The organism is Terribacillus sp. AE2B 122, from assembly GCF_902497585.1.
Lineage (GTDB): Bacteria > Bacillota > Bacilli > Bacillales > Amphibacillaceae > Terribacillus > Terribacillus saccharophilus_A.
In genome coordinates this window covers 247,411-273,743 of sequence record NZ_LR700946.1, presented here as the reverse complement: position 1 = coordinate 273,743, position 26,333 = coordinate 247,411, and the positions used below count along the sequence as shown (strand labels likewise).

Below are 26,333 nucleotides of genomic sequence, written 5' to 3'. Positions count from 1 at the left end.
CCTCCTTAGCTTCCCAATAACGAGAATACAATTTTCGTGAATGCTTTTTCCGTGATGAGTAAAGCACGCTCATCGATGTCGAACTTAGGATGGTGATGCGGGTAATGGGTACCTGTATCATCATTGCGGGATCCGACTTTGAAGAAGCTTCCTGGTATCTCCTGTAAATAATAAGCGAAATCCTCTGCTCCCATCCCGGTTTCAAGTGGAATGACTTGTTCTTCACCGAATTCTTCGGCAAATAGACGCTGCAGAAGTGAAGTTTCTTCTGGGTGGTTGAAAAGAGCAGGATAGCCGTGCAAATAATCGATCGAATAAGTTGCACCGAAACCAGTTGCGATACCGGCTACAATGGACTCTATTTGTTTCCTCACCTGCTGGCGGATGTCGGCATTAAATGTCCGTACGGTTCCTTCCAATCTTGCGGTATCAGGAATAACATTGAATGCCTGGCCAGATTGAAATACACCGAGTGTGACGACTGCTGACTCCAGCGGGTTGACTCTGCGGCTGACAATCTTCTGCAGGGCGCTGACAATATCACTTCCAATGACAATTGGATCTACAGCCTCTTGAGGAGCTGCGCCATGACCGCCTTTTCCTTGGATGGTAATCGCGAATTTATCCACTGCTGCCATCTTGAAACCTTCACCAACGCCGATCTTTCCGATAGGAGCAGCTGAATTAAGATGAGCACCGTATACATAGTCCACACCGTCGAGCGCACCATCTTCAATCATCGCATTGGCCCCGCCTGGCGGGACTTCCTCAGCAGGCTGGAACAAAAAGACCACTTTACCTTTCAGGCTATCTTTATGTTTGATCAATGCTTTGGCAGTTCCGAGTAATGCCGCAGTATGGCCGTCATGACCACAAGCATGCATCACGCCAGGTGTTTTGGATCGATAAGCTGTTTCTTTTTCATCTTCTATCGGAAGGGCATCGAAATCGGCTCGCAGCGCAATCGTCGGACCCGCTGTCTTTCCTGTAAGTGCAGCCACGATGCCATAGCCGCCGATGTTTGTCTGGATATCTTCGTAGCCGAAGCTGCGCAGTTTATCAGCGATGAAACGGGCTGTCTCCGTCTCCTGGAAACTCAATTCGGGATGCTGATGCAAATAACGTCTCCACTCAACGACTTCGGTGAAATTGTTTTCTAACTCCGTATGTACTTCCGCAAGCGTTTGCTTTATCTGTTCCATTTTCCAACCTCCTGTAACAATCTTGATATTTCCAATGAAAATAATCGGAATTGAACCTAAAAAAAGACCCTCTTCCAGACAGAAGAGGGTCTTTTAAAGATTTTCCGCTCTTCTTATCTTCAGTGTCAAACACCTGGAATTAGCACAGTACTGCGTCTTGCAGCCTGTTGCTTTGGTTTCGTTGGGCCATTCCCTCCACCAATCTCGATAAGAAATATCAGTTGTAAAGAAAAGGATAGACCGAAAAGTTCTAGGTGTCAATCCTATTTTTTGTCACTACTTTCCTTGATGTGCATCACCTTGCTAAAAATTCCATTAGAAAAAATTTCATTTGGCAGAAAATTTTAAAAAATGCTTGACTGTACATTCTTGTGTGATAACATAGCTTTAATATAAAAATTATATAGAACTTTTCTTATCAAGAGAGACGGAGGGACTTGGCCCAGTGATGTCTCAGCAACCAGTCTGAGAAGACACGGTGCTAAATCCAAAAGGTATCCGCCTTAAAGATAAGAAGCTGATTCGGTCATGGCTGAACCTTCTTCCTTTTTGGGGAGAAGGTTCTTTTTTTGTTGAAGAGAAGGGTGAGAAGCGGTATGGGATATAGTTTAGAAACAACATTCGTGCAGCTCGGAAATAAGAGTGATGGAGTAACTGGGGCAGTCAATCCGCCAGTGTATCTGTCTACTGCTTATGCACATGGCGGAATCGGCGAATCTACCGGGTATGATTATTCACGGACAAAGAATCCTACTCGTACTGTCCTGGAAGAAGGGTTCGCAGAGCTGGAAAAAGGCGACCGGGCATTTGCATGCAGCTCAGGCATGGCAGCTATTCAGCTCGTATTGTCACTTTTCCGTTCAGGCGATTCCCTGCTAGTGCCAGAGGATATTTATGGAGGTACGTATCGACTATTTGATTTCTATTCGGATGCATATGATGTGTCGCCGATTTATGCACCGTTTCGTTCCGTCGAAGAGACAGCGATGATGATAACGGATGATACAAAAGCAATTTTCCTTGAAACACCGACAAACCCGCTTATGCAGGAGATAGATATTGCTGCCTATGCGCAGCTGGCAAAAGCATACAATCTGCTGTTAATTGTTGATAATACGTTTCTGACGCCTTACTTCCAGCAGCCAATTACAGAAGGTGCAGATATCGTCATTCATAGTGCGACGAAATATATCGGCGGGCACAATGACGTTTTAGCTGGTCTTGTTGTGAGTAAAGGCAGCGAGCTATCAGATCGGTTAGCAGTATTGCATAACGGTACCGGAGCTGTCTTATCTCCGCTCGATTCCTGGCTTCTCATCCGCGGATTGAAGACGCTGCCGCTTCGAATGCGGCAGCACCAAGCAAATGCACAGCGTATCGCAGGTTACCTGGCAGAGGAGCCAAAGGTGAAAAATGTCCTGTATACAGGAAAAGGTGGGATGCTCTCGTTCCGCGTCCAGGAAAGCAGCTGGATTGATACATTCCTTCGCAGCATGAACATCATCACCTTTGCCGAAAGCCTTGGCGGAGTGGAGAGCTTTATTACGTATCCGACAACACAAACACATGCGGACATCCCTGTTGAGGAGAGGGAAGCCAGAGGAATTTGCGATTGTCTGCTTCGTTTCTCGGTTGGAATTGAAGAAGCAGAGGATTTGATTGGTGATTTACAGCAAGCATTCGCCAAACTGGATTAGGAGGTCATCTAATGGAAGATCAACATGCTGAGACGACGTGTATACGGGAATCATACAACGAGCAGCGGACTAGTGCGGTGAACGTGCCGATTTATCTATCGTCAACCTTCCATCAGGAAAGCTTCGATGATTTCGGTCCATTTGATTACAGTCGTTCTGGCAATCCGACACGAAATGCACTGGAGCAGAAGGCCGCTGAATTGGAGTCCGGTTCAAAAGCTTTAGCATTTTCATCTGGAATGGCAGCAATATCCTCAGCGTTCATGCTGCTGTCGGCAGGTGATCATGTAATTGTAACCGAGGATGTATACGGTGGAACGTATCGTTTTGTGACAGAGATCCTTCCGAAATTCCAGATTAGTCATTCCTTTGTAGATTTAACCGATTTGGATGCTGTTGAAGCAGCTGTCCGCCCAAATACAAAAGTCATTTACCTGGAAACACCGTCTAATCCCTGCTTGAAGGTGACAGACATCCGGGCAGTTGTGCGGATAGCAAGGCAGAACGATTGTTTAACTTTCCTAGACAATACCTTTTTGACGCCGCTGTATCAGCAGCCATTGGCACTAGGTGTGGATGTGATCATCCATAGTGCAACCAAGTTTCTGTCAGGGCATAGTGATATTATCGCCGGATTGCTGGTCACAAAGGATATGGAGCTGGGAGAACGACTAGCTTTCATCCAGAATACATTTGGTGCTATTCTCGGTGCCCAAGACAGCTATTTGCTGCTCCAAGGAATAAAGACGTTAGGCGCAAGATTGCGACAGTCGACTGAAACAGCAGAGAAGATAGCTTTGTTCCTGCAGGAGCATCCGCTTGTGGAAGATGTTTTCTACCCTGGCTTGCCCACCCATAACGGACATGACATACATACCGGGCAGGCCAGTGGAAATGGAGCAGTACTATCGTTCGCTCTGCCAAGCAGGGCGCACGCGAAGGTTTTTGTGGAACAGCTTTGCATTCCTATTTTTGCCGTTAGTCTCGGTGCGGTAGAATCCATTCTTTCGTATCCGGCTGCGATGTCACATGCTGCCATGCCGGAAGCTGAGCGCAAAAAACGAGGTATAACAGATGGGCTCTTGCGTTTATCTGTTGGACTGGAGCATGTGGAGGATCTCATAGGAGATCTGCAGCAGGCCTTGAGAGCTGCTGAACGAGTAACAGAAAAAGTAGAAAACTAAAATGGGAGAGATGATGAACATGACAACTAAAACAAAAACGGCACCATTCAGAGCAGATCACGTAGGGAGCTTGCTTCGTCCAGATGTACTGCACAAAGCAAGACAGCAATTCAAAGAAGGCCAAATCAGCAAACAAGAACTTCGCGGAATCGAAACGTCAGAAATTAAAAGAATCGTCGACAAACAGATTGAAGTTGGCTTGGAGCTTGTGACAGACGGAGAATTCAGGAGAAGATTCTGGCATACGGATTTTCTGGAGCATCTGAATGGTATTACGGGTTATGTACCGGACACAGGCTATCTGTTTAAAGGTGAAGAGACAGAACGGTATAACATTAAAAATACTGGTAAAGTTTCATTCAATCATGATCATCCTTTCCTCGAGGATTATAAAGTATTCCAAGACATTGTCGCTGGCAGGGCAGTAGCTAAACAGACAATTCCTAGTCCGAATCAGCTCTTCCATACAGATATCCGTGATCAAACGATTTATCCAGATATCGAGGATTTTGCTGCTGACGTAATCCAGGCTTATAAAGATGCCATTCAAGCTTTCTATGATGCAGGGGTGCGCTATTTACAGTTGGATGATGTTTACATTGCTACACTTTCTTCTCCTGATGCGAAATTCGATGGAGAGCATTCTCGAGAATTCCTGATTGATTTGGCTCGCCGCGTGATCAATGGTGTATTGGAAGGTAAGCCAGAGGATCTTACTGTGACGACACATCTCTGTCGCGGCAACTACCGCTCCACATATATGTTTGGAGGCAGCTATGACTTGATTGCCCAGGACTTATTAGCGAAGGAGAAAGTCGATGGTTTCTTCCTTGAATATGACGATGAGCGCTCCGGTACATTCGAACCGCTTACCTATATTCCGAAGGACGGACCAAGAGTCGTTCTAGGCGTTGTGACTTCAAAATTCGGGGAATTGGAAGATAAAGATGCTGTGATTAGCCGGATTGAGGAGGCAACAAAGTATATCCCTCTTGATCAGATCTGCTTAAGCCCGCAATGCGGCTTTGCCTCTACACATCATGGCAATAAACTGACAGAAGAGGAACAGTGGGAAAAACTGCGCTTCATCGTCGATGTAGCGAAGACAGTTTGGCCAGAAGAGTAATACAGAAGCCGTCAATGTTGACGGCTTTTTTCTCTATTCTATATCCTTAATACGCTTCGCTGGGTTACCAGCAACAATCGTATTTGATGGTACATCTTTCGTTACGACAGATCCTGCAGCCACAATGGAATTGTCACCGATAGATACGCCGGCAAGTATGGTACAGCTTCCGCCGATCCAAACATCATTCCCTATTGTAATTGGAATGGCATAGCCGTCTTTTGTCCTGTCAACTGGCTGTATAGAGTGACCAGCTGTATATATTCCGACATTAGGTCCGATCATGCAATTGTCTCCGACCGTCACCTTTGCCATATCGAGCACAGTAAAGTTAAATCCAGCATAGAAATTTTCGCCTACTTCTATGTTATAGCCCAAGTCACAGTGAAAGTTATGCTCTATGGAAAGATGCTGACCACATTTTCCTAGCAATTCTCTTAACAATTCTTCTTTCTTACTTTCTTCATCTGGCGAGCTAGTATTGAAAGCATGCGTTAACATAGCAGCACGTTTTGTTTTTTGTTTAAGGTCGAGAGAGTCTCTTAAATATGTAACTTTCTCTTTGTTTCCCACAATAATTCACCTGACTTTTTTAATTTTTGTCTATTTTAACACGCTGACTTACATAAGTATGTACGAATAATTCAAATTGGAAAGTAATAGGGAGTATTTAATCCTAGTAAGATAGTAGGCTTTTGAGAAAGCGGTTGCTTCCATATCTTACCGTTGGTTAAAATTAAATTGTTAATATTATTTGAACTTTGTAAATAAGAAGGTGACAGTGTGCAGAAATGGGTTTTCTGGGACGATGGTGATCATTCGCCAGCCTTTAATATGGCGGCGGATGAAATGCTGATGCAATGGCACCGTGAGGGACGGATCGCCCCTGTGCTACGTTTTTACGGATGGAAGCCTGGCGGTTTTTCCGTCGGGTACTTCCAGAAAACAACAAAATTCAACTTGGAAGAAATCGAGAAGCGAGGATTTAAACTGGTACGCCGGCCTACTGGCGGCCAAGCAGTACTGCATCATCAGGAACTGACGTACAGCATTATCGTATCGGAGGAGTATTTAGGAATACCATCGACAATCAAAGAGGCATACAAAGTTTTATCCGAAGGGTTGCTGCTCGGCTTTGACAACCTGGGCATCAAAGCGGAATTCGCCTTACCTGCTGACTCAAAACCGAAGGGCACAGCCAATTGCTTTGAGGAAGCTTCTTGGTATGAAATCAATGTGGACGGAAAGAAAGCAGCTGGAAGCGCCCAAACCAGACAGAAGGGCGTCATCCTCCAGCACGGGTCAATCCCAATCTGGCTGAAACAAGAGGATTTGCTGGAATTGTTCCTATATCCAAGTGACCGTGTCAAAGAGCGTGCTTACAAGAGCTTTATGAACAAAGCTGCCAGTCTGCAGGAATTCATCTCTCCACAGACGACACTGGAAGAAATAAGAGCGGCATTCTATGATGGTTTTCAAAAAGGACTCGATGTAACATTTGAAAGACTTGAACTGGATGAAGAGCAACTAAAAACAATCGAACAGCTAGCCAAAGAGAAATACCAAAATCATGAATTCTTATACGCACGTTAAGGAGGAACGGAAATGGTAAAGAAAACAATGGCGCAACGACGGGAAGGCATGCTCCGCAAACCAGAGTGGCTGAAGATCGACTTCAATACGAATGAAGACTATATGGATCTGAAGAAAATGATGAGGGAAATGAATCTACATACAGTATGTGAAGAGGCAAAATGTCCGAATATTTATGAGTGCTGGTCAGTACGAAAAACAGCGACTTTCATGATTCTTGGATCAATTTGTACGAGAGGCTGCCGCTTCTGTGCAGTTACTTCTGGTAAACCGACAGAATTGGACTGGGCAGAACCAGAGCGCGTCGCTGATTCTGTTGCTAAAATGGGACTGCGCCATGCGGTTGTTACAGCTGTTGCCAGAGATGATCTGGAAGACGGAGGATCAGCAGTATTCGCGGAAACAGTCCGTGCCATCCATCGCAGAATGCCGAATACAACGGTGGAGGTACTGCCGTCCGATATGAAAGGAACGTATGAGAGCATCAAGACGCTGATGGATGCCAAGCCGGATATTTTTAACCATAATATCGAGACAGTACGGCGATTGACACCTTCCGTCCGTCATCGTGCAACTTATGATCGCTCACTTGAATTACTTGATCGCGTCAAATCGATTTCCCCGGATACACCGACAAAATCAAGTATCATGCTAGGTTTGGGAGAGACGAAGGAAGAGATTGAGCAGGCAATGGACGATTTGCTGGAACATCGTGTTGATATCATGACAATCGGCCAATACTTACAGCCATCATTCAAGCACCTGAAAGTACAGAAATATTACCATCCTGACGAATTCGCCGAACTGAAGGAAATAGCCTTGCAAAAGGGCTTCCGACACTGCGAATCAGGTCCGATGGTCCGCTCCTCCTATCATGCGGACGAACAAGTGAATCCAGAAGCGAGACAGCGTCAGTTTGGCGGTTGTTCGTAATAATCGATAAAGGAACATGCCTGTTGGCATGTTCCTTTTTAAATTTTTATCAGATATGCACATATGTGCGCGCGAGAGATAAGTTGTGTCATATGAGCGGTTTTTTGTTGATTCTACTTTGAAAGCGTTTTATATTAAGTGCATAAGGCATCCAACATTCATATGAAATCACAATGCGCATAAAGGAGCTTACCTATGGATTGGCAAGAAGAGAGACGTCTCGTTAAAGTAGCCAGAATGTATTACGAAGAGAATATGACCCAAAATGAAATAGCTAAGGAACTTGGTGTATACAGAACAACTGTTACGCGCTTGCTGCAAAAAGCAAAAGACCAGAAGATTGTCACGATCCATATCGAGAGCGCGCTCTTGGAATATGTATCTATCGAAAAAGAGCTGTGTCAGCTTTTTGGACTGAAGGATGTTGTAATCGTGCCATCTTCGGCAGATAGTTTGAAAGAGATTGGAAAAGCAGCCCTCCGTTATCTGGATGGAATCATAACAAAGGATGATGTGGTTGGCTGTGCATGGGGCAGGACACTTGGAATGATGGCACAGGAGGCGCAATTCCAATATAAGCGGGGAGGAAGATTCGTCCCCCTCGTAGGTGGTCCAGGTCAAATGCCTGTTGAGGAGCATGTGAATGCAATTGTCTATTCGATGGCAAGAGCTTTCGGAGGAGAGACAAATTTCATTGATGCTGCAGCAATCGTAAAATCAGTCGAAACACAAAGTGAAATACTGAAGTCCGGCTATATGACACATATCAGAGATCTTTGGGAAAGCTTGTCAATAGCACTTATAGGTATCGGCTCTCCTATGAAATCTTCTAATCTGGTATGGAGTGGTTTTCTCGGAAAAGAAGAAGTAGAGAAATTGGAGAATCAAGAAGTTGTCGGAGATGTATGCTCACGATTCTACGATATTAAAGGACAGGAATTGGCTACGGACTTAAAAGAAAGAGCTATTGCTATTCCTTTCTCCAAATTGAAGGAAGTAAAGTATTCTATCGCGCTGGTAGAGTCTGTATCCAAAACCGATTCCATTATTGGTGCTCTCAACGGCCGAATAGCCAATGTCTTGATCACAGACGAAGTAACTGCAAGGTCAATTATTAAGAGAAAGAGGGAGGGGATACTTTGATCTTATTATTTATCATTTTATTAGCGCTCGGGTTCCTGTTACAGAGTGTTTTAGGTGTATTTCAAATCAAGAATTTCAATAAGCATTACAGCGAGCTAAGGAAAGTCGGCAGAGTGGCCATAGGACGTTCAAAGGGAATCTTCCGTTCGGGTGCTGTGCTTATGCTGGCGCTGGATGCGAAGGCAAACATCATTCAGGCAGAAAAGATGCAAGGTCTTACGATTTTAGCAAGATGTAAGCGTGTTCAATCATTAGAGGGACAGCCATTATTATATATGGATGAAGATGCTATAAAAGGCATGGATCCATTCTTGCGAAAAGCATTAAAGGACGCGCAAAGAACATATGAAATTATCATGTCTGGCGGAACAGTGGAGAAACCAAAGTCACCTATGCAATCAATATTTAGATTATTCAAAATAAACAGAGAGGTGAAGTGAGATGGATTTTATCGTAAAAGCTGCTGAAGGATTTATTGGATTATTTGAACGAGGAGGAGAGACGTTTCTTGGATTAGTCGGCGATATTGTACCTTTGCTGATCATGCTGCTTGTGGCAATGAACGCCTTGATCCAATTTGTAGGTCCTGACAAAATCGAAAAATTGGCTACAAAATCTTCGAAGAATATCTTTACTCGTTATATGGTACTGCCATTCCTAGGAACTTTCTTCCTTCTTAATCCTATGACGCTTTCTCTAGGGAGATTTCTTCCGGAACGCTATAAACCAGGATATTATGCTGCAGCAAGCTATTCCTGTCACAGCATGAATGGTTTCTTTCCACATGTCAATCCAGCAGAGCTCTTCGTTTTTCTCGGTATCGCATCAGGAATTACGCAGCTCGGTCATTCGACAACTGATTTGGCGTTGCGTTATCTGTTAGTAGGTCTTGTTATGAATATGATTCGCGGTTGGGTTACAGATTTAATGGTCAGCTATGTCGAGAAGCAGCAAAACGTAAAACTGAGCGCGACAGTCAACAACGTCGGAAAAGGAGTGTAGAGCAATGGGAGAGCAATTTAGCGCTGTTAAAATTTCAAAAGGAAATGGCGGATTTGGTGGACCGTTAGTCATCCAGCCTACACCTGAAAAAAATAAGATTGTAAATATCACAGGTGGTCCGATTAGTGAAGTAGCAAATACAATTGCTGAGCTCACAGGGGCGGAAGTGGTGAACGGATTTAAAACTTCCGTACCTGAAGAGGAAATAGCATGTGTCATCATCGATTGCGGCGGAACATTGCGAGCAGGACTTTATCCGAAGAAACGAATCCCGACAATCAATATCATGCTAACTGGTCAAAGCGGTCCGATGGCGAAATTCATTACGGAAGATATATACGTATCCGGAGTGAAGCCGGCACAAATAGAAAAGCAAGGTGTTCACGAAGCAAGCGTAACTGAGGCCAGCGCAGCAGTTGAAGTGAAAGAGCAGGCTTCGAAACCAAAATATGATTCGAGTAAGAAGATCAGTGATCAATCTGGCGGATTGATGACCAGGATTGGAAAGTTAATGGGTGGATTTGTTAACGTCTTCTATCAAGCAGGGCGTGACGCAATTGATACTGTTCTTAAAACGATTTTGCCTTTTATGGCGTTTGTCTCTTTGTTGATTGGTTTGATTCTCGGCTCAGGTATCGGTGATGTGTTTGCGAATATCTTATCGCCGCTTGCAGGGAGTATTTGGGGGCTGCTTGCTTTATCAGCAATTGTCTCGTTCCCGTTACTTTCTCCATTCCTTGGACCAGGAGCAGTAATTGCCCAAGTAATCGGAACATTGATCGGTGTAGAAATTGGCAGAGGAAATATCCCGCCAAACTTCGCTTTGCCAGCTGTATTTGCAATCAATTCCCAAGCAGCTGCTGATTTTGTTCCTGTAGGGTTGGGACTGGCAGAAGCAGAAACAGAAACAGTCGAGGTAGGAGTGCCAGCTGTGCTTTACGGAAGATTCCTAACGGGAGCTCCAACCGTATTCGTTGCTTGGCTGGCTAGTTTCGGAATGTACGATTCATAAGGAGGAATACACAATGTTAATTTATCAAACAGAAATCACTAAAATAGGACCTTTAGCGTCCGAATTCATAGAAGCTGATATGCTTATTCTCTTTAAAACAGACGCTCCGGCAGAATTGGCAGATTATTGCCTGCTGCATGAGCAGAATGAACTGAGCGAGGATATATCTGCTGGCGATACACTTTATATTGGTGATCAGCCCTTCCGAATTTTGGAGGTGGGAGAAGCAGTGAACAAAAATCTAGCTGCACTTGGTCACATAACAATACGGCCTGAAGCTGGAGAGGAAGAAAACCTTCCTGGAACACTAGTAATTGAACAAGGAGATATTCCAGCTTTAAAAGAAGGAGCAACACTTACTATTAAAAGATAAATGAGGGAGATGTACAAAAAATGGTACAAGAATTAAATAAAACTGTAATCGTAGCTGGAGGAGCACAGAACTTAGGCGCCCACTTGGCGAAGCGATTAGGAGAAGAAGGATATAATGTCGTCGTTTTTGATAAGCAAGGTGATCAAGCGGAAGCCGTAGCCGGTGAGATTGCGAGCCAATTCTCCATCAAAACTGCAGGCTATGCAGTGGATGTTACAGATGAGATAGCTATCGAAACAGCGATGACCGATGTCAATCAGCGCTTTGGTTCAATTGATTTGCTAGTATACAATGCGGGTGTAGCCAGAAGTACAAAGATTACTGAATTCACTCTCTCAGATTGGGAGTTGTCCTTGGATGTTAATTTAACAGGATATTTCCTTTGTGCAAAGCACGCTAGTATGTATATGATCAAGCAAAAATCCGGGAGCATCATTCAAATCAATTCCAAATCAGGCAAAGTCGGCAGCAAGCACAATTCAGGCTATTCTGCTTCCAAATTTGGGGGCGTTGGACTGACGCAAAGTTTAGCACTTGATCTCGCTGAACATAATGTCCGCGTCAATAGCATAATGCCTGGGAATCTGTTGCATTCCCCTATGTTCCAAAGCCTTATACCATCATATGCCAAAAAGCTTGGTGTGGAAGACAGTGAAGTAGAACAAATTTACATTGATAAGGTTCCTTTGAAAAGGGGCTGCTCCTACGATGATGTTGCAAATGCCGTTATTTTCTATGCTTCCGATGCTGCTTCCTATATGACAGGGCAGTCCATCAATGTGACCGGCGGGCAAGTTATGCACTAAGCTAAAGGAGGAGAAGTACATGAAAATCTTAATGGATGGATCAGATGCAGATGTATTCCGACAATTGAACGAGTATTTACCACTGGATGGCGTAACTACCAACCCTTCCATTCTTGCAAAAGGAAAGGGAACGGCAGAAGAACAAGTGCTCCAACTAGCAGATTTGCTAGATAAGCAGCAGACCCTGCATGTTCAAGTGGTATCCTCTAAATATGAACGAATGATTGAAGAAGCAAAACGGATAAGTGAAACTTTATCACGTGATGTTTTTATAAAAATACCTGTATCCCCAGATGGGTTGAAGGCAGTGAGAAGTCTAAGTGAGGAAGGCATTCGTACGACGGTGACAGGAGTCTACACAACGATGCAGGCCGTGATGGCAGCAAAAGCAGGAGCAGCCTATGTAGCACCATATATCAATCGTATTGATCTTGCTCATGGAGACAGTGAAATTGTCATTAACCAAATTGTTCAGACATACCGAACTTACGGTTTCTCTACTAAGGTGTTAGCAGCCAGTTTCAAAAATACGCGCCAAGTAATTAGTGTAATGGAAGCTGGTGTAGAAGAAGTGACCCTTTCAACAGATATACTAAAGAATCTTATCCATCATAAAGAAACAGAAAAGAGCATTGAGGCATTCACGGAAGATTTCGCTAGTAGATTTGAAAATAAAATTGAAATGTTTTTAACATAGCTGAAAGTCATAGAATCCGCTAAGGTTGTTGAACAATCTTAGCGGTATTTTGTTGTTGAAAAAGAATAGAGCTACAATCTAGGATAAATATTAATTAATTTATAAGAAATTTAAAATAGAACGAGACAATAAAACAATCAAGCTCTAAAATATAAGACAATATACATAATTATGAATGAAGAAGGGGGCTGCATATGAAACAAAACCAAACTGCCATTTTATTAGTTATATCCATCATTGCCATATCTTTCGCGGCCATATTCGTCAAATGGTCTGATGCACCAGCGACGATTCTCAGTATGAACCGTATGTATCTGGCATGCCTTTTACTGGTGCCGATTGTGTGGATAAAGCGAAAGGAGTTTAAAAAGATTGGAAGGAAAGAAGCGCTAGCTTTTATATTGTCAGGTGCATGTCTAGCTGCACATTTTGCGCTCTGGTTCAGTTCCTTGAAACTAACGACTGTGGCAAGCTCTACCATCATTCTTTCTCTTCAGCCGATTGTTGCGATGGTAGGAGGATTTTTGATTTATAGAGAGCGGGCGTCAAAAGCTGTGATTGTAACTATCGGTATCTCCATTGTTGGGGTTGTGATGGTAGGATGGGGAGACTTCGGATTACAAACACCATCCGTTTTGATCGGAGATCTTTTATCCTTTCTATGTGTAATCGCTGTTGTAGGTTATTTATTAATCGGGCAGAGCAATGTGAAGAAAGTGTCGCATTGGATATATAGTTTCTGTGTCTTTCTTTCAGCAGCTGTATGGTTGAACGTTTATAATCTAGTAACCGGAGTACCAATTCGTGGTTATGATTTCAACGAGTGGAAAATCTTTTTACTATTAGCTATCTTCCCGACAGTTGCGCACGTCATATTTAATATGCTCTTGAATTTTGTAAATTCGACTACGATTTCAATGAGTGTATTGGGAGAACCAGTAGGTGCAACTCTCTTGGCGGTCTGGTTATTAGGGGAGAAATTAAGCCCGCTGCAAATTGTTGGAGGAGCTATTGCATTGCTTGGCGTTCTTATGTTTTTGATTCGGCAGAATAGTGAGTATCGTGTTGTGGAAGAAAATTAACGGGAGGTACATTAACACATAACAGCAGAAGATTTTTAACGTTTATTTTAGAAATGTGTGTAGCTATTAGGAGAAAGGCTAAAAAATTGGCAGGTGGATCCTGTATAATACAGTGTCCTGGCCTGCCAAACGTAATGTTTTCTTTTTGAACTAATATTTTATAAAGAAATAACTCATATTTTTATTTCTTCAGTTCCTCATTGAAGATTAAACCACGTTTAAATTCTATAATTTTAAGTCGGTTGGTATCTTTAATAAAGATGCTCTTATACTGTTCTTGATCCTCATCATCACTCATAATAAGGATGCGTGTATTTTTGTTATCCGTTTCAACTTTTGTTTGGTATTTTTGAATATTTACCTTCTCGTTTAATACCTCATATTCTGTATAGTCTTCCAATTTCATTTCGTTGTTTTGAATTAAACTGGCATTGTCATTTTGCTGAGAATGATCGGTGTTGAGTGTAACACCTGATAATAGTAGTGTAGCTGCTGCTGTAGTTATTAAAAATGTCTTCAAAGATATTACCTCCTTTTGTGCGTTCTGATACTTACTTTACCCCCTATTAATGAGAATTTAATGAGAATAATATTGGAATTTCCTTAGAAGACAATCTTTTCTATTTAAATAATAATGTAACCTGCCAACCCAGCTATACTCAGAGTTAATCATTATTCTTTTAGCTAAGTAGGGGAAGATCAGTGTAAATGCAATAAGTTCTCCAAAGGGGCAGTAAATAATTGTTGAGAATTCACTTCAAAAATAGAGGTTTTTGTATTACCTGCAAAACAAATACGAGAGTTCGAAAACGAAAAAGATTGAAGACGATTTCGACCAAGAAATGTATACAGAATTCTGGCAGGAATATAACTATCTCCTGCAAAAGCATACAGCAGACTAAGTTGTTATACTCTAACCTTGCGTGTTATACCCCAAGCCTATGTACAATACTCCTATCAAACTTTTCCGACAACGGGAAAGAAAAGCAGGAGGAGTCAACATGGCGAAAACAGGAACAGATTTAGTAAAACGTGGTATGGCGGAAATGCAAAAGGGCGGCGTCATCATGGATGTCGTGAATGCAGAGCAGGCAAAGATTGCGGAAGAGGCGGGCGCAGTAGCGGTTATGGCGCTTGAGCGTGTCCCTTCTGATATTCGTGCTGCCGGTGGTGTTGCGCGGATGGCGGATCCGACAATTACAGAAGAGGTATTGAATGCTGTTTCTATCCCGGTCATGGCTAAGGCTCGAATTGGACATATTGTGGAAGCACGGGTGCTGGAATCTATGGGTGTCGATTACATAGATGAAAGTGAAGTGCTGACCCCAGCGGATGAAGAATATCATTTGAACAAAAGTGAATTTACGGTACCGTTCGTCTGCGGAAGCCGAGATCTTGGTGAAGCTGCCCGTCGTATCGGCGAAGGTGCTTCCATGCTCCGGACGAAAGGAGAGCCAGGAACAGGTAATATCGTGGAAGCTGTACGTCATATGCGTAAGGTGCAGTCCCAAGTACGCAAACTAATCTCCATGGATTTGGATGAAGTGATGACATTTGCTAAAGATCTTGGTGCACCATACGACGTATTGCTTCAGATTCGTGAAGCTGGTAAGCTTCCAGTTGTAAACTTCGCTGCCGGTGGTGTGGCGACTCCAGCAGATGCTGCACTAATGATGCAGCTTGGAGCGGATGGAGTGTTCGTTGGTTCTGGTATCTTTAAATCTGATAACCCAGCGAAGTTTGCTAAAGCTATTGTTGAAGCGACAACGCATTATCAGGATTACAAGCTGATTGCAGAACTTTCCAAAGGACTTGGCACGCCGATGAAAGGAATCGACATAGCAAGCCTATCTCCAGAAAACAGAATGCAAGAACGTGGTTGGTAAGGGAAGGGAGATCTGCTCTATGAAAATTGGTGTATTGGCACTTCAAGGTGCGGTGGTTGAGCATGCACGGACAGTAGAAGCTGTCGGAGCAGAAGCTATCCTAGTCAAGCGCGTGGAGCAGCTTGCTGAATTGGATGGACTGATTTTGCCAGGAGGCGAGAGTACGGCAATGCGCAGGCTTATCGATCGGTATGATTTCCTGGAGCCGTTAAGAGCTTTTGGCGCAGCTGGAAAACCAATCTTCGGTACTTGTGCAGGAATGATTCTGCTGGCAAAACGAATTAACAACCAGGTGACGAGTCATCTTGGTTTAATGGATGTGACAGTGGAACGAAATGCTTTCGGCCGTCAGGTAGACAGCTTTGAAACAGAGCTTGAAATCAAAGGTGTGGCACAAGATTTCCCAGCAGTATTCATCCGTGCGCCTTATATTATCGAAGCAGGACCAGGTGTTGAAGTGCTGAGTGAAGATACAGGACGTATTGTAGCAGCAAGAGATGGACACTATTTGGCGACTGCTTTTCATCCGGAGCTTACTGCAGATACTAGATTGATGGGATATTTTGTTGAGATGGTAAAAGATGCTGCTGTAAAAGCTTAAATAGTATTCTTACAGAAAAGAAGATCATTTTATGATCTTCTTTTTTTGCATGCTATGTGGATTATTTTCCCTTTCTATCTTCAATTCGTATCTCTTGCAATCTAGTCTTTTGTGTATTATATTTTTCATCGTTGAATATTTGATGCGTCAACTAATTGTATGCAATTTAATGAAACATCTCAAAATTGCAAAGGAGATTTTAAAATGGAGAACTATCAAGACCTTTTGATGAAACAGCGTACTTTCTTCAGAAGCGGACAAACGATGGATGTACAATTTCGTATAGATACACTAAATAGATTGAAAGATTTAATCCAGAAGCATGAACAAAGCATTTTGGACGCAGTGAAGCAGGATTTGAACAAATCTGAATTGGAAGCTAAACGGGCCGAGGTAGGTCTTGTTGTTGCTGAAATTAACTTCACTTTAGCGAATTTGGAGTCTTGGGCTGAAACGAAGGAAGTCCCTACAGCAGCTTCGCATGAAGGAGCAAAAAGCTTCATCAAGCCAGAACCTTATGGGGCTGCACTCGTAATCGCACCATGGAACTACCCATTCCAGCTGGCGGTATCCCCACTGGTAGGAGCGATTGCTGGTGGAAATACTGCTGTATTGAAACCATCTGAATTGACGCCGAACACGTCAGCAATACTTTCAACCATATTCAATGATAACTTCCCAGAAGAATATCTGAGTGTTGTTGAAGGGGAAGTGGAAACAAGTACTGCATTGCTCAAAGAAGACTTTGACTACATCTTCTTCACAGGCAGCACTGGCGTCGGTAAGATTGTGGCAGAAGCTGCAGCGAAGCATTTGACGCCAATGACACTGGAGCTTGGTGGTAAAAGTCCGACAATCGTCCATAAGGATGCGAATCTGGATGAAGCAGCTCAGCGAATCGCTCGTGGGAAATTCGCCAATGCTGGGCAGACATGTGTTGCGCCAGATTATCTTCTTGTTCATAGCAGTGTAAAAGAAACACTGTTGGAAAAACTGAAAGACGTCATTACTGCAACATATGGAGACAACGTCGTCCAAAATCCAAACTTCGGACATGTGGTCAGTGAAAGACATTTTGATCGTCTGGCAGGCTTCCTGAACAACGGAACAATTGCAGCAGGCGGACAATCAGATCGTTCCCAGCTAATAATAGAGCCGACAATTCTTGATTCTATTTCATGGGATGATCCAATTATGCAGGATGAAATCTTCGGACCAATCTTACCGGTCATCGCATATGATGATCCGGCTGACATCATCAATCAAATTGTGAGACGACCAAAACCACTAGCACTTTATTTGTTCTCTGAAGATGAAAACTTCCAGGATGAAATATTAAACAGGATTTCATTCGGCGGTGGTGCAATCAACGATACAATCAGCCATATGACTTCCCACTACCTTCCATTCGGAGGAGTTGGTGCAAGCGGTATGGGAGCATATCACGGTAAAGCCAGCTTTGATACTTTTTCTCATTACAAGAGCATCTTAAAGCGTTGAAGTAAATAAAGGAAAGAGGAGTCAGTCAAAGGACTGACTCCTCTTTTTTTTTGTTTAATATGTATGGAAAATTCAACCTTTAACTCTATCTCTATCTTTTAGTTTTTTAGCTAACCGCATAGCAAATAACTGAGGAATCAAAAACAAAACACTAGCAAAGATTAATAATTGGTTTGGAGTGAGAGGCTTAAAATAGCCGCCCCATTCTTCATTCCAAGACATTTCATTTATGAAATAAAATGAAATTATAATCGATATTATGTTACCAATAATAAGATAGATTGAACTACTAAAGAGTTTTCCTAAAAAAGCAAGAAGTAAAGTCGCCATCAGCATAAGTAAATAGCCAAGCATAGAACGGTTTGCAAAATCCTGATACATGGAATTATAAACAAAAGGAAAACAGTACAAGCAGACTATTAAAATACCAACAATTATTTTTTTCATATATTGTCACCTCTTTTTGTATTTTACAATAGAAGGAATATATTGGTGACTTAATAAATTATTGAAACCTGTATTATGTTATCTACGTATGTTAGAAAAAGATAAAGGAAGTGACGTACATGAATGAGAAAGGCTGTCTGAAATGCGGTGGTACGGAGGTTTCACAAAAGGAAGTTGCGATGACAGGAACTGGTCTGTCTAAATTATTTGATGTCCAGCACAATCAATTACTAGTAATTTCATGTACGCAGTGTGGTTATTCGGAATTATATAATAAACAATCTTCACAAGGTAGTAATCTACTGGACTTATTTTTTGGTTAAAAGCTATCCGATTAGGATAGCTTTTTTGTTAGGTCTGGGAAGGGTGTTTTCTTTAAAAAGTAGGCGAAGAAGCGCTTGAAGGCTGCATCGCCTGCATAATGTCGCAGAGAATCATGACGCCTTCCTGTAATAGCTTTTCATTCGCGTACGAATAGCTAAGCCGGAATGTGCTATGTTCATTTTCAATGGCAAAGCAAGCTGATCCTGTTAAGAAGGAAACATGCCGTTTTGTCGCTTCATACAGGAGGACATTGCTGTCCAGCCAAGCGGGAAGCTGAATCCAGACATTCAAGCCGCCCTTTGGAATATGCCATGTAACGCCTGAAGGCGCCTGCTTTGACAGTACTGCCAGCACGGTATCCCGGCGGCTCTTCAGTGCAGCCCGCAGTCGTTTCAAATGCTGCTCCATCTTGGTAGAATCTACTAACGGAAGAATTACCTTCTGCGGCAGGAGCGGGCTGCCCAAATCCATGTTCGCTTTTGCTGCATACAGCCGTTTAAAGATTGATCCTGAAGCTGCAATTAGTCCAATCCTGCATCCTGGTGCGATTGTTTTGCTTAATCCTTTTAAATAAATAACATGCCCTGTTTTATCCATACTTTTGATCGGAAGCGGGGGCTTACGGTCAAAATAGATATCACTGAATGGATCATCCTCCATAACAAGGCAATGATGGCTTTCAGCGATATCGAGCAGTACTTTTCGCCGCTGCAGCGGCATAATAGTTCCGGTCGGATTATGGAATGTTGGTGTTGTATAAATCAGCTTTGGTTTATACTTCTCGCATAAGCTATGCAGCATATCTACGCGCATGCCATCTTCATCAACTGGAACGGTAAGGATGGTTGCACCACGGCTGCGGAAAACATCAATGGCGCCAGGATAAGTCGGTGCTTCCATGATCACGACATCACCAGGACCGATGAAAGTCCGGGCAACAAGGTCGATACCTTGCTGGGATCCGCTTGTAATGAGCAGATTTTCTGGTGTGGTGGTGATTTTTGATTTCTCCATGTTTTGGGCCATTTTCTCCCGTAATGCAAGATCTCCTTGAATGCCGCCATATTGCGAGAGAATACGGGGATTTTGCATGAATACTTGTGCAATCAGCTGATCCATATATTGATTCGGGAACAAAGCCGGATCAATCATTGAAGAGGAGAAATGGTAACTCGCATCCGAATCCTGAAAACGAGCATATTGGGAACGGTGCAAATAATCAGGAATGCTCAGCTGCCAATCAAGATCCTGTCCTGATTTACTTGGTTCTGGCTGCTGCTGCGTTTTCACATACGTGCCTTTTCCCTTGCTCAATTCAAGGAATCCATCTTCTTCTAGCTGTTTGTATGCTTTCATTACAGTGACGAGACTAACCTCGATGTCTTTTGCAAGCTGTCTGACTGTCGGCAGCTTCGTTCCGCCTGTCAGTAAGCCGGATCGAATTTTATCGACGAAAGAAACATATATTTGCTTGGAAAGCGGAATAGCTTCATTTTTATTGATTGTAATCATCTATACTGCCCCTATGTGTTATAGCTTGTTATAGTGTTCTGTTAGTATAGCATGTTTCCAGTATACTAGGTGATAGATGAGCGAAAGAACAGGTGAATGACATGACGGAAAAACATTATCTGGTTGCTAATAAAAGACTCAAGCAAGGTGAATATGGAAGCAACCCATTTTGGGTTCTAGCTGAAGAAATAGATGAAAGTGAGCTGAAAAACGTATATTTTAGACAGATGCATGAGTGGAAGGAACAAAAATACTGGCTTATATATAAGACCAAAAATGATTGTCATGGTATTAAGATTGAGCGCAGGAGGGATCTAGCGATACCGCATGTTGCTAACAAGTTTATCTATGAATTGGATTGTCCCGATGAAAGGCTTGCTTACGAAGCTCTTTTCCGATTTGTCGAAGAGCAGCTATGGTTTGGGGATAAGATAGAGTTGTACACTTGCTTAGATGGTGAAGAAGATGCTGCCCGCCGTACAGCTTGTGATACTGTTATTCATTTGGATGCCGGTCTATACATATCTGGAGGAGCATCTTTTCCGATTAGCAAGGAAAATCAGGTGGCTGATCTGGCTCGAAAATTCAGGTGGTATGATCGCCAATATGCTGTGATACAGCGCTGAAAAACATCACCTTTTATTAACGATTGCATGCATCGTATTCAGACTCATTAAATGGTCAGTTATTTCATCTATGGCCTGAGCTTCATCTGTCCCATGTACTTTCACTGTAAATGAACTATGCTTACTAATACCAAGATTCATGACCTGCATGATACATTCAGGAGCCTTCTTTAAATCAACGGATTGCCCTTTATACAAAATGTTTATGCTGGAAGAGAAATTTCCCGCAATGCTGACTAATCTAGCAGCATACCGTGCAAATCCGGTTTCGATGGTTACATAAAAGTTTTTTTCAAGCATACTCAGTACTCCTATAAAATAGTAAATGATAGTCAGAGCCCAAAGAAAGGGCTCTGATAATCTTTGTATCTTACAAACCTGTTCTTTTCTCGAGTTCTTCTGGGTAGCGTGCTCCCAACAGTTCTATTTTTGAAGCCGCTGTATTAATTTGGCTTAATTCTTCGGCAGATAAATCAATAGCTGCAGCTCCCAGGTTTTCAGTCAGTCGTTCTCTTTTGGTTGTACCTGGAATCGGTACGATCCAATCTTTCTGAGCCAAAAGCCAGGCAAGAGCGATTTGTGCTGGTGTAGCATTCTTCTGTTTGGCTACATCTTCAAGCAGTACCACCATAGATTGATTTGCTTCCAGTGCTTCTGGTGTAAATCGCGGCAGGATATTGCGCAGATCATTTTCGGCAAAGGTAGCGTCAGCTTTGAATCGGCCTGTCAGGTACCCTTTGCCTAAAGGACTGAATGGGACGAATCCAATACCGAGCTCTTCCAGAGTTGGCAGCAATGCTTCTTCCGGACGACGCCACCAAAGAGAATATTCACTTTGGACTGCTGCCAGCGGATGTACATCATGTGCCCGGCGTATTGTCTGAACGCCTGCTTCCGACAATCCCCAATGCTTCACTTTGCCTTCCTGAATCAAATCCTTTACAGCACCAGCAACTTCCTCGATCGGTACATCCGGATCGACGCGATGCTGATAATAGAGATCGATTGCGTCTAATTTAAGCCGCTTAAGAGATTGTTCTACTACTTGTTTAATATGTTCGGGACGGCTGTTCATGCCGGATTGTTTGCCATCCTGGATATCGAAACCGAATTTCGTGGCGATAACAACATCATTTTGGTACGGAAGCAATGCTTCTCCGACTAGCTCTTCATTTATATATGGGCCGTATACTTCTGCTGTATCAAAGAAAGTCACACCTTGTTCCACTGCGTTCCTTATAACAGCAATCATCTCATTCCGGTCGGATGCCGGACCATATCCATAACTCATTCCCATGCAGCCAAGTCCGATAGCAGAAATTTCGATGTCGCTGTTTCCAAGTTTGCGCTTCTGCAATGTATATCTTCCTTTCCTGATTCATATTGTCCGTTTTATTATGCAGCGAATCTGCAAAGGAGTGTTATCCAATTCATATCATATACATGCCTAATCATGTCATCAGCACAGAATTGATTTATACTATTACTATGATGAAGTGGAGAAGGAGGAGGTTTCATGACAGAAGCAACGTCAGAAAAGCAATCAACACTCGCCGGAGTGATTAATAAATTTGCTCCGAGAGAGGGGGTTGGCGAAACCAATATCCCGTCCTTATTTTTCATTCACCATACAAGTACTTACGGGCCAGTGCGCGGAGTCTATAAACCTTCTGTCTGTATTATCGTACAAGGGGAGAAAGAGATTCTATTAGGCCAGGACCGCTTGCTTTATGGTCCAAAGCATTATCTGGTCGCTTCGGTGGATTTGCCTGTTTCCGGACAAATTCTGGAAGCATCTGCTTCTGCTCCTTATTTGGCTATGAAACTGGAATTTACACCAGCTGAAATATTGAAGGTAATGGAGGAGGCTGCTATACAGATCGTTTCTGGAGAGGATCCAAAACGAGGTATGTATGTGAATGAAATTGAAGCACCAATATTGGATGTGGCTGTCCGATTAGCTAGTTTGCTGGAGAAGCCAGAGGATATCCCTGTGCTTGCACCGTTAGTTAAGAAAGAGATACTTTATCGTCTACTGCAAGGAAAACACGGTAGTGCCTTAGCGCAAATGGCTGTACAAGGCAGTTACACCCAGCGTATCCGTGATGTGATCGATCATATAAGAAATCACTATGATCAATCCTTCCGAATAGAGGAGCTTGCTGAAATTGCAGGAATGAGTGTATCAACGCTTCACCGTCATTTCCGTGAAGTTACCGCTATGAGTCCAATCCAATTCCAGAAACAAATAAGGCTGCAGGAAGCGCGACACCTTTTGTTATATGATGATGCAGACACAACAGATGCAGCATTGCAGGTAGGATATGAAAGTGTCTCTCAATTCAGCAGGGAGTATGCAAGGATGTTTGGTTTTCCTCCGCGCAGGGATATTAATCGTTTGAAAGAGGATTGGATGTAACCAGTCAAAGAATTTAGCTATTGGAGAACATCTCTAATATTCGTATATACAATGAAAAAAGAGAAAGGGAGTAACCTTTCTCTTTTTTCATTTAATGCATTTTATTGTTTCAAAGCTGAACTTGGGAGCACATCTGTTATCATTGCCGCAACGGACTGTGGGGACTCTTGCAAGTCATTCTTGAACCAGTGGGTGATGATGCTGAACATGCCGCCTGCTATAAATAACACCTCTGCCTGGTTCAGCTTTTTGGTGAAGACTGTATCAGCTTGCGAAAGGCGGCTAATTGCGTGGACAAAATACTCAAGCACCACGCCGTGTGTATTAGAGTTAATCTGGCGTTGCAGCGATGTAGGGCTGGCAGCTATCCTTGCTATTATGTCTGCAAGCACATCTTGTATATTGTCTTGAGGGTTTATGTTAGAAAGCTGCTCGATAGCGCTTTTTATACTAACTTCTACAGATGCATTCAACACATCATAAATTGTGTGATAGTACTTGTAAAAAGTAACCCTGGCAACTCCTGCTTTTTTGCAAATCTCCGTTATCGTGATATCTTCCAGGTGATTTTCTTCCAATAATTGATCTAGAGCTTCCATGATATATTGCTGCGAATACAAACTATCCTGTCTCGATTTCCTCAAAAGCTAACACTTCTCCTTGTTTTGTTCGTTTTATGCTCAATTTATCACATTATTATTGAAAGATATTAATACGTTAGTATACTTACAAATGTAAGTACAAACGTTAGCTTTAATGATGATGCAAGTTTAGCCGATTGTGAAAGCAGAGTCAACATGAACTGTGTTCACAGCATCTTTATTTCTAAACACGATTGTACGAAATAGATGACATTGGAGGAGATTACAATAGCGAAACTTTTATATAAGTTAGGAAAATGGGCTGTAAACTATAAAAAAAGCGTTGTTTTCGGGGCGTTAGCTCTTCTTATCGCTTTAGCTGTCGTAACTATTAGTTTAGGAACGGCATTTAATGAAGACTTGAGTATTCCGAATACACCTGCTGAAGAAGCCAATGATTTGCTGAAGAATGCATTCCCTGATTCAGAATCAGGAGCGCAAGTGCAGGTTGTGTTCAAAGCATCGGAGGGTGAGACACTCGATTCCGAAGCATCTAATAAAGTTATTACAGATATGCTAAACAGTATTCAAGAAGATGATTCGGACGTTGTCTCCGTAGCAACACCAGTTCAGCTTCAGAATTTGAATGAAGATAGAACGGTCGGTTACGGTACAGTTATTTTCAAGGATGAAGCAGCAGAAGTAACGCAAGAGTCAATTGATAATGTGACAGAGAAAGTCGAAGAGACACGCGATGCGGGAATTCAAACTGAATTAACTGGTGACGTAGAATTCTCTGGCATGCATTTGGGTGCAGGAGAGATTGTCGGGGTTATTGTTGCCTTCCTCGTGCTGGCAGTGACGTTCACTAGTTTTCTGGCAGCAGGTATGCCAATTCTATCTGCTTTAATTGGACTTGGAATAAGTTTGCTGACAATCGTGATCGGTTCCAACTTCTTCGAAATGCAAAATGTATCGTTGACTTTGGCAGCGATGCTGGGTATTGCAGTAGGAATAGATTACGCTTTGTTCATCATGACACGATTCAGACAGCAGCTGACTGAGGGGCATTCCGTTAAAGAATCGGTGGCAATTGCAACTGGTACTTCCGGGAGCGCTGTTGTATTCGCAGGATTGACAGTTATTATCGGTCTGTTGGGTCTTGCTGTAACTGGAATTCCGTTCCTGACAGTAATGGGTGTAGCGGCTTCTATCAGTATTCTATTGTCTGTAATAGTATCAATTACGGTACTACCGGCAATTCTGGGGATGCTTGGTCACCGAATTTCTCCTTCTAAAGGAAATCGATTCCTGAAGAAAATCACGCGGACTACGGAAGGAAAGCCTAGCAAAAATAGATGGGGTAAATTTGTTACGCGACGTCCATTGCTTGTTACGTTCCTTTCTGTAGCAATACTTTTGGTTATTGCTATTCCATTTACTCATATGAATTTAGGTCTGCCGGATGATGGAACAGCGAAACAAGAGGACACAACAGAACGGAAAGCATACGATATACTGGCGGATGCTTATGGAGAAGGGTTCCATTCTACTTTAATCGTTGCAGCTAAAATCGATGCGGATGAAAATCCAGAAGCAGTTCAGCAGGATTTACAAGCTGTCAGCCAGGACATCAGTGAACTGGATGATGTAAAAACAGTTACTCCAGCAATGCCGAATGAAGCTGGGGATGTATTTATCATCAGTGTGACACCGGTCACTGGACCAAATGACCAGGAAACAAAAGATATCGTAAATGAAATCAGAGATTTATCTAATGAAGATACGGAATTGCTTGTTACAGGTACTGCCGCAGTCAATATTGATATTGCACAAAAACTGAATGATGCACTGCCAATATTTGCATTACTAATCGTGGGGCTTGCATATGTCCTTCTTGTATTAGTATTCAGATCTATCCTTCTGCCGCTTAAGGCAGTTTTAGGATTCCTGCTTTCCATCGGCGCAACATTAGGGTTTGTTACGTTTGTTGTTCAGGACGGGAATATGATCAACTTGTTCGGATTCCCAGGAGAAAGCCCGATACTGGCATTCCTGCCGATCATTGCGATCGGTATCCTATTCGGTTTGGCGATGGACTATGAAGTATTCCTCGTAAGCCGCATGCGGGAAATATATTCCCAAACTCGTGATCCAAAAGAAGCGATACTCGCGGGTATGCGTGATAGCGGTAAGGTTGTCGTTGCAGCAGGATTGATCATGATGTCGGTATTCGTCGGCTTTATGGTAACGCCTGATGCGATGATTAAATCAATCGGGATGGCGCTGACATTTGGGGTCCTATTCGATGCCTTCGTAGTTCGTATGACAATTGTTCCAGCTGTTATGTCCTTAATGGGCAATGCAGCGTGGTATATGCCAAAGTGGCTCGATAAGATTTTGCCGAACATTGACATAGAAGGGGAAGCACTCCTTCATGAGAAAGAAAAAGAAAGAAAAACAAGCTGAGTGTAAAAAGAGACGTTCTCACGGGAGAGCGTCTCTTTTCTTATAGAAGCCAAGCTCAAAATTGCTGAGGGAAAATTGAATTACTGATAAAATGAGAATAAGGCGGTGATTGATTCGC

Annotated in this window: 28 protein-coding genes and 2 riboswitches; of the genes, 20 read left to right on the top strand and 8 right to left on the bottom strand. The window is 42.9% G+C overall.

The window, feature by feature from the left end; genetic code table 11:
- Positions 1-5: 5 nt before the first annotated feature.
- On the bottom strand, positions 6-1,202 hold the full coding sequence (locus tag AE2B122_RS13785) for a M20 family metallopeptidase (protein WP_175074433.1): 1,197 nt from the start codon (positions 1,200-1,202) through the stop codon (positions 6-8).
- A 110-nt stretch (positions 1,203-1,312) separates the two neighbouring features.
- Positions 1,313-1,416: riboswitch (SAM riboswitch) on the bottom strand.
- 198 nt (positions 1,417-1,614) lie between these two features.
- A riboswitch (SAM riboswitch) is annotated at positions 1,615-1,718 on the top strand.
- An 80-nt stretch (positions 1,719-1,798) separates the two neighbouring features.
- On the opposite strand from AE2B122_RS13785, the gene AE2B122_RS13780 reads away from it, so the two are divergent.
- From AE2B122_RS13780 to AE2B122_RS13770, 3 genes are read left to right on the top strand one after another with little or no spacing between them, the layout of a single operon-like run.
- On the top strand, positions 1,799-2,899 hold the full coding sequence (locus AE2B122_RS13780) for a methionine biosynthesis PLP-dependent protein (protein ID WP_175074432.1): 1,101 nt from the start codon (positions 1,799-1,801) through the stop codon (positions 2,897-2,899).
- 11 nt (positions 2,900-2,910) lie between these two features.
- Positions 2,911-4,083, top strand: coding sequence for an aminotransferase class I/II-fold pyridoxal phosphate-dependent enzyme (locus AE2B122_RS13775; protein ID WP_175074431.1), 1,173 nt, complete (start codon positions 2,911-2,913; stop codon positions 4,081-4,083).
- Positions 4,084-4,102: 19 nt separating this feature from the next.
- Positions 4,103-5,209 (top strand): 5-methyltetrahydropteroyltriglutamate--homocysteine S-methyltransferase, encoded by a 1,107-nt coding sequence (locus AE2B122_RS13770; protein WP_175074430.1) that lies wholly within the window; start codon positions 4,103-4,105, stop codon positions 5,207-5,209.
- Between the two features lie 33 nt (positions 5,210-5,242).
- On the opposite strand, the gene AE2B122_RS13765 is transcribed toward AE2B122_RS13770, so the two are convergent.
- The gene (locus AE2B122_RS13765; protein ID WP_095219646.1) at positions 5,243-5,782 is read right to left on the bottom strand and encodes a sugar O-acetyltransferase; all 540 of its coding nucleotides are present in this window, start codon (positions 5,780-5,782) and stop codon (positions 5,243-5,245) included.
- 210 nt (positions 5,783-5,992) lie between these two features.
- Between AE2B122_RS13765 and AE2B122_RS13760 the strand changes: the two genes are divergently transcribed.
- The 10 genes from AE2B122_RS13760 (at position 5,993) to AE2B122_RS13715 (ending at position 13,850) form a co-directional block, all read left to right on the top strand.
- Positions 5,993-6,802 carry a biotin/lipoate A/B protein ligase family protein gene (locus tag AE2B122_RS13760; protein WP_175074429.1) on the top strand — a complete coding sequence of 270 codons (810 nt, stop codon included), beginning with the start codon at positions 5,993-5,995 and terminating at the stop codon, positions 6,800-6,802.
- A 12-nt stretch (positions 6,803-6,814) separates the two neighbouring features.
- Entirely contained in the window at positions 6,815-7,735 is a 921-nt protein-coding gene (lipA, locus tag AE2B122_RS13755) for a lipoyl synthase (RefSeq protein ID WP_256366462.1), read from the top strand.
- 195 nt (positions 7,736-7,930) lie between these two features.
- Entirely contained in the window at positions 7,931-8,878 is a 948-nt protein-coding gene (locus tag AE2B122_RS13750) for a sugar-binding transcriptional regulator (RefSeq protein ID WP_095272382.1), read from the top strand.
- The gene (locus tag AE2B122_RS13745) at positions 8,875-9,318 is read left to right on the top strand and encodes a transcriptional regulator GutM (protein ID WP_175074428.1); all 444 of its coding nucleotides are present in this window, start codon (positions 8,875-8,877) and stop codon (positions 9,316-9,318) included. Before AE2B122_RS13750 ends, AE2B122_RS13745 begins: the two co-directional genes overlap by 4 nt.
- A 1-nt stretch (position 9,319) precedes the next feature.
- Positions 9,320-9,880: a PTS glucitol/sorbitol transporter subunit IIC gene (locus AE2B122_RS13740; protein ID WP_095229619.1), complete on the top strand. Its 561-nt coding sequence runs from the start codon at positions 9,320-9,322 to the stop codon at positions 9,878-9,880.
- A gap of 4 nt (positions 9,881-9,884) precedes the next feature.
- Entirely contained in the window at positions 9,885-10,892 is a 1,008-nt protein-coding gene (locus AE2B122_RS13735; protein ID WP_175074427.1) for a PTS glucitol/sorbitol transporter subunit IIB, read from the top strand.
- A 13-nt stretch (positions 10,893-10,905) separates the two neighbouring features.
- A complete protein-coding gene (locus AE2B122_RS13730; protein WP_095272369.1) occupies positions 10,906-11,265 on the top strand; it encodes a PTS glucitol/sorbitol transporter subunit IIA in 360 nt (119 codons plus the stop codon).
- A 20-nt stretch (positions 11,266-11,285) separates the two neighbouring features.
- Positions 11,286-12,071 carry a sorbitol-6-phosphate dehydrogenase gene (srlD, locus tag AE2B122_RS13725; RefSeq protein WP_095272367.1) on the top strand — a complete coding sequence of 262 codons (786 nt, stop codon included), beginning with the start codon at positions 11,286-11,288 and terminating at the stop codon, positions 12,069-12,071.
- Positions 12,072-12,090: 19 nt separating this feature from the next.
- A complete protein-coding gene (locus AE2B122_RS13720; RefSeq protein WP_175074426.1) occupies positions 12,091-12,768 on the top strand; it encodes a transaldolase family protein in 678 nt (225 codons plus the stop codon).
- Between the two features lie 194 nt (positions 12,769-12,962).
- On the top strand, positions 12,963-13,850 hold the full coding sequence (locus tag AE2B122_RS13715; RefSeq protein ID WP_175074425.1) for a DMT family transporter: 888 nt from the start codon (positions 12,963-12,965) through the stop codon (positions 13,848-13,850).
- 181 nt (positions 13,851-14,031) lie between these two features.
- Here the strand turns inward: AE2B122_RS13715 and AE2B122_RS13710 are convergent, their stop codons facing one another.
- Positions 14,032-14,370, bottom strand: coding sequence for a hypothetical protein (locus AE2B122_RS13710; protein WP_175074424.1), 339 nt, complete (start codon positions 14,368-14,370; stop codon positions 14,032-14,034).
- A gap of 481 nt (positions 14,371-14,851) precedes the next feature.
- Here AE2B122_RS13710 and pdxS point away from each other — a divergent pair, with 481 nt between their 5' ends.
- The 3 genes from pdxS to AE2B122_RS13695 all read left to right on the top strand — a co-directional run bounded on the left by pdxS (position 14,852) and on the right by AE2B122_RS13695 (position 17,837).
- The gene (pdxS, locus tag AE2B122_RS13705; RefSeq protein ID WP_095219632.1) at positions 14,852-15,736 is read left to right on the top strand and encodes a pyridoxal 5'-phosphate synthase lyase subunit PdxS; all 885 of its coding nucleotides are present in this window, start codon (positions 14,852-14,854) and stop codon (positions 15,734-15,736) included.
- A 19-nt stretch (positions 15,737-15,755) separates the two neighbouring features.
- The gene (gene pdxT, locus AE2B122_RS13700) at positions 15,756-16,337 is read left to right on the top strand and encodes a pyridoxal 5'-phosphate synthase glutaminase subunit PdxT (protein WP_175074423.1); all 582 of its coding nucleotides are present in this window, start codon (positions 15,756-15,758) and stop codon (positions 16,335-16,337) included.
- A 204-nt stretch (positions 16,338-16,541) separates the two neighbouring features.
- Positions 16,542-17,837, top strand: a complete 1,296-nt coding sequence (locus tag AE2B122_RS13695) for an aldehyde dehydrogenase (protein ID WP_175074422.1) — start codon at positions 16,542-16,544, stop codon at positions 17,835-17,837.
- Between the two features lie 72 nt (positions 17,838-17,909).
- On the opposite strand, the gene AE2B122_RS13690 is transcribed toward AE2B122_RS13695, so the two are convergent.
- Positions 17,910-18,284: a hypothetical protein gene (locus tag AE2B122_RS13690; RefSeq protein ID WP_175074421.1), complete on the bottom strand. Its 375-nt coding sequence runs from the start codon at positions 18,282-18,284 to the stop codon at positions 17,910-17,912.
- A 119-nt stretch (positions 18,285-18,403) separates the two neighbouring features.
- Between AE2B122_RS13690 and AE2B122_RS13685 the strand changes: the two genes are divergently transcribed.
- Positions 18,404-18,607, top strand: a complete 204-nt coding sequence (locus AE2B122_RS13685; protein ID WP_175074420.1) for a zinc ribbon domain-containing protein — start codon at positions 18,404-18,406, stop codon at positions 18,605-18,607.
- A 52-nt stretch (positions 18,608-18,659) separates the two neighbouring features.
- Here AE2B122_RS13685 and AE2B122_RS13680 read toward each other — a convergent pair whose 3' ends face one another.
- Positions 18,660-20,120 (bottom strand): PLP-dependent aminotransferase family protein, encoded by a 1,461-nt coding sequence (locus AE2B122_RS13680; RefSeq protein WP_175074419.1) that lies wholly within the window; start codon positions 20,118-20,120, stop codon positions 18,660-18,662.
- Positions 20,121-20,221: 101 nt separating this feature from the next.
- Between AE2B122_RS13680 and AE2B122_RS13675 the strand changes: the two genes are divergently transcribed.
- Positions 20,222-20,746, top strand: a complete 525-nt coding sequence (locus AE2B122_RS13675) for a hypothetical protein (protein ID WP_175074418.1) — start codon at positions 20,222-20,224, stop codon at positions 20,744-20,746.
- A gap of 6 nt (positions 20,747-20,752) precedes the next feature.
- Here AE2B122_RS13675 and AE2B122_RS13670 read toward each other — a convergent pair whose 3' ends face one another.
- Together AE2B122_RS13670 and AE2B122_RS13665 are read right to left on the bottom strand one after the other, a co-directional pair.
- A complete protein-coding gene (locus AE2B122_RS13670; RefSeq protein ID WP_175074417.1) occupies positions 20,753-21,046 on the bottom strand; it encodes an HPr family phosphocarrier protein in 294 nt (97 codons plus the stop codon).
- A 70-nt stretch (positions 21,047-21,116) separates the two neighbouring features.
- The gene (locus tag AE2B122_RS13665) at positions 21,117-22,103 is read right to left on the bottom strand and encodes an aldo/keto reductase (protein ID WP_175074416.1); all 987 of its coding nucleotides are present in this window, start codon (positions 22,101-22,103) and stop codon (positions 21,117-21,119) included.
- 159 nt (positions 22,104-22,262) lie between these two features.
- On the opposite strand from AE2B122_RS13665, the gene AE2B122_RS13660 reads away from it, so the two are divergent.
- Complete coding sequence (locus tag AE2B122_RS13660) at positions 22,263-23,165, top strand: AraC family transcriptional regulator (RefSeq protein WP_095272335.1); 903 nt, start codon at positions 22,263-22,265, stop codon at positions 23,163-23,165.
- Positions 23,166-23,266: 101 nt separating this feature from the next.
- On the opposite strand, the gene AE2B122_RS13655 is transcribed toward AE2B122_RS13660, so the two are convergent.
- The gene (locus AE2B122_RS13655) at positions 23,267-23,809 is read right to left on the bottom strand and encodes a TetR/AcrR family transcriptional regulator (protein WP_095219610.1); all 543 of its coding nucleotides are present in this window, start codon (positions 23,807-23,809) and stop codon (positions 23,267-23,269) included.
- Between the two features lie 225 nt (positions 23,810-24,034).
- On the opposite strand from AE2B122_RS13655, the gene AE2B122_RS13650 reads away from it, so the two are divergent.
- Entirely contained in the window at positions 24,035-26,215 is a 2,181-nt protein-coding gene (locus AE2B122_RS13650) for an MMPL family transporter (RefSeq protein WP_175074461.1), read from the top strand.
- Positions 26,216-26,333: the final 118 nt, after the last annotated feature.

What these genes read in the sequence shown, in the direction of transcription:
- AE2B122_RS13770 (WP_175074430.1), top strand. Translation starts at nt 4,103, where the DNA reads ATGACAACTAAAACAAAAACGGCACCATTCAGAGCAGATCACGTAGGG.
- AE2B122_RS13730 (WP_095272369.1), top strand. Translation starts at nt 10,906, where the DNA reads ATGTTAATTTATCAAACAGAAATCACTAAAATAGGACCTTTAGCGTCC.
- AE2B122_RS13750 (WP_095272382.1), top strand. Translation starts at nt 7,931, where the DNA reads ATGGATTGGCAAGAAGAGAGACGTCTCGTTAAAGTAGCCAGAATGTAT.
- AE2B122_RS13775 (WP_175074431.1), top strand. Translation starts at nt 2,911, where the DNA reads ATGGAAGATCAACATGCTGAGACGACGTGTATACGGGAATCATACAAC.
- AE2B122_RS13680 (WP_175074419.1), bottom strand. Translation starts at nt 20,120, where the DNA reads ATGATTACAATCAATAAAAATGAAGCTATTCCGCTTTCCAAGCAAATA.
- srlD (WP_095272367.1), top strand. Translation starts at nt 11,286, where the DNA reads ATGGTACAAGAATTAAATAAAACTGTAATCGTAGCTGGAGGAGCACAG.
- AE2B122_RS13715 (WP_175074425.1), top strand. Translation starts at nt 12,963, where the DNA reads ATGAAACAAAACCAAACTGCCATTTTATTAGTTATATCCATCATTGCC.
- pdxS (WP_095219632.1), top strand. Translation starts at nt 14,852, where the DNA reads ATGGCGAAAACAGGAACAGATTTAGTAAAACGTGGTATGGCGGAAATG.
- AE2B122_RS13720 (WP_175074426.1), top strand. Translation starts at nt 12,091, where the DNA reads ATGAAAATCTTAATGGATGGATCAGATGCAGATGTATTCCGACAATTG.
- AE2B122_RS13690 (WP_175074421.1), bottom strand. Translation starts at nt 18,284, where the DNA reads ATGAAAAAAATAATTGTTGGTATTTTAATAGTCTGCTTGTACTGTTTT.
- AE2B122_RS13740 (WP_095229619.1), top strand. Translation starts at nt 9,320, where the DNA reads ATGGATTTTATCGTAAAAGCTGCTGAAGGATTTATTGGATTATTTGAA.
- AE2B122_RS13660 (WP_095272335.1), top strand. Translation starts at nt 22,263, where the DNA reads ATGACAGAAGCAACGTCAGAAAAGCAATCAACACTCGCCGGAGTGATT.
- AE2B122_RS13685 (WP_175074420.1), top strand. Translation starts at nt 18,404, where the DNA reads ATGAATGAGAAAGGCTGTCTGAAATGCGGTGGTACGGAGGTTTCACAA.
- AE2B122_RS13780 (WP_175074432.1), top strand. Translation starts at nt 1,799, where the DNA reads ATGGGATATAGTTTAGAAACAACATTCGTGCAGCTCGGAAATAAGAGT.
- AE2B122_RS13695 (WP_175074422.1), top strand. Translation starts at nt 16,542, where the DNA reads ATGGAGAACTATCAAGACCTTTTGATGAAACAGCGTACTTTCTTCAGA.
- lipA (WP_256366462.1), top strand. Translation starts at nt 6,815, where the DNA reads ATGGTAAAGAAAACAATGGCGCAACGACGGGAAGGCATGCTCCGCAAA.
- AE2B122_RS13670 (WP_175074417.1), bottom strand. Translation starts at nt 21,046, where the DNA reads ATGCTTGAAAAAAACTTTTATGTAACCATCGAAACCGGATTTGCACGG.
- pdxT (WP_175074423.1), top strand. Translation starts at nt 15,756, where the DNA reads ATGAAAATTGGTGTATTGGCACTTCAAGGTGCGGTGGTTGAGCATGCA.
- AE2B122_RS13735 (WP_175074427.1), top strand. Translation starts at nt 9,885, where the DNA reads ATGGGAGAGCAATTTAGCGCTGTTAAAATTTCAAAAGGAAATGGCGGA.
- AE2B122_RS13785 (WP_175074433.1), bottom strand. Translation starts at nt 1,202, where the DNA reads ATGGAACAGATAAAGCAAACGCTTGCGGAAGTACATACGGAGTTAGAA.
- AE2B122_RS13675 (WP_175074418.1), top strand. Translation starts at nt 20,222, where the DNA reads ATGACGGAAAAACATTATCTGGTTGCTAATAAAAGACTCAAGCAAGGT.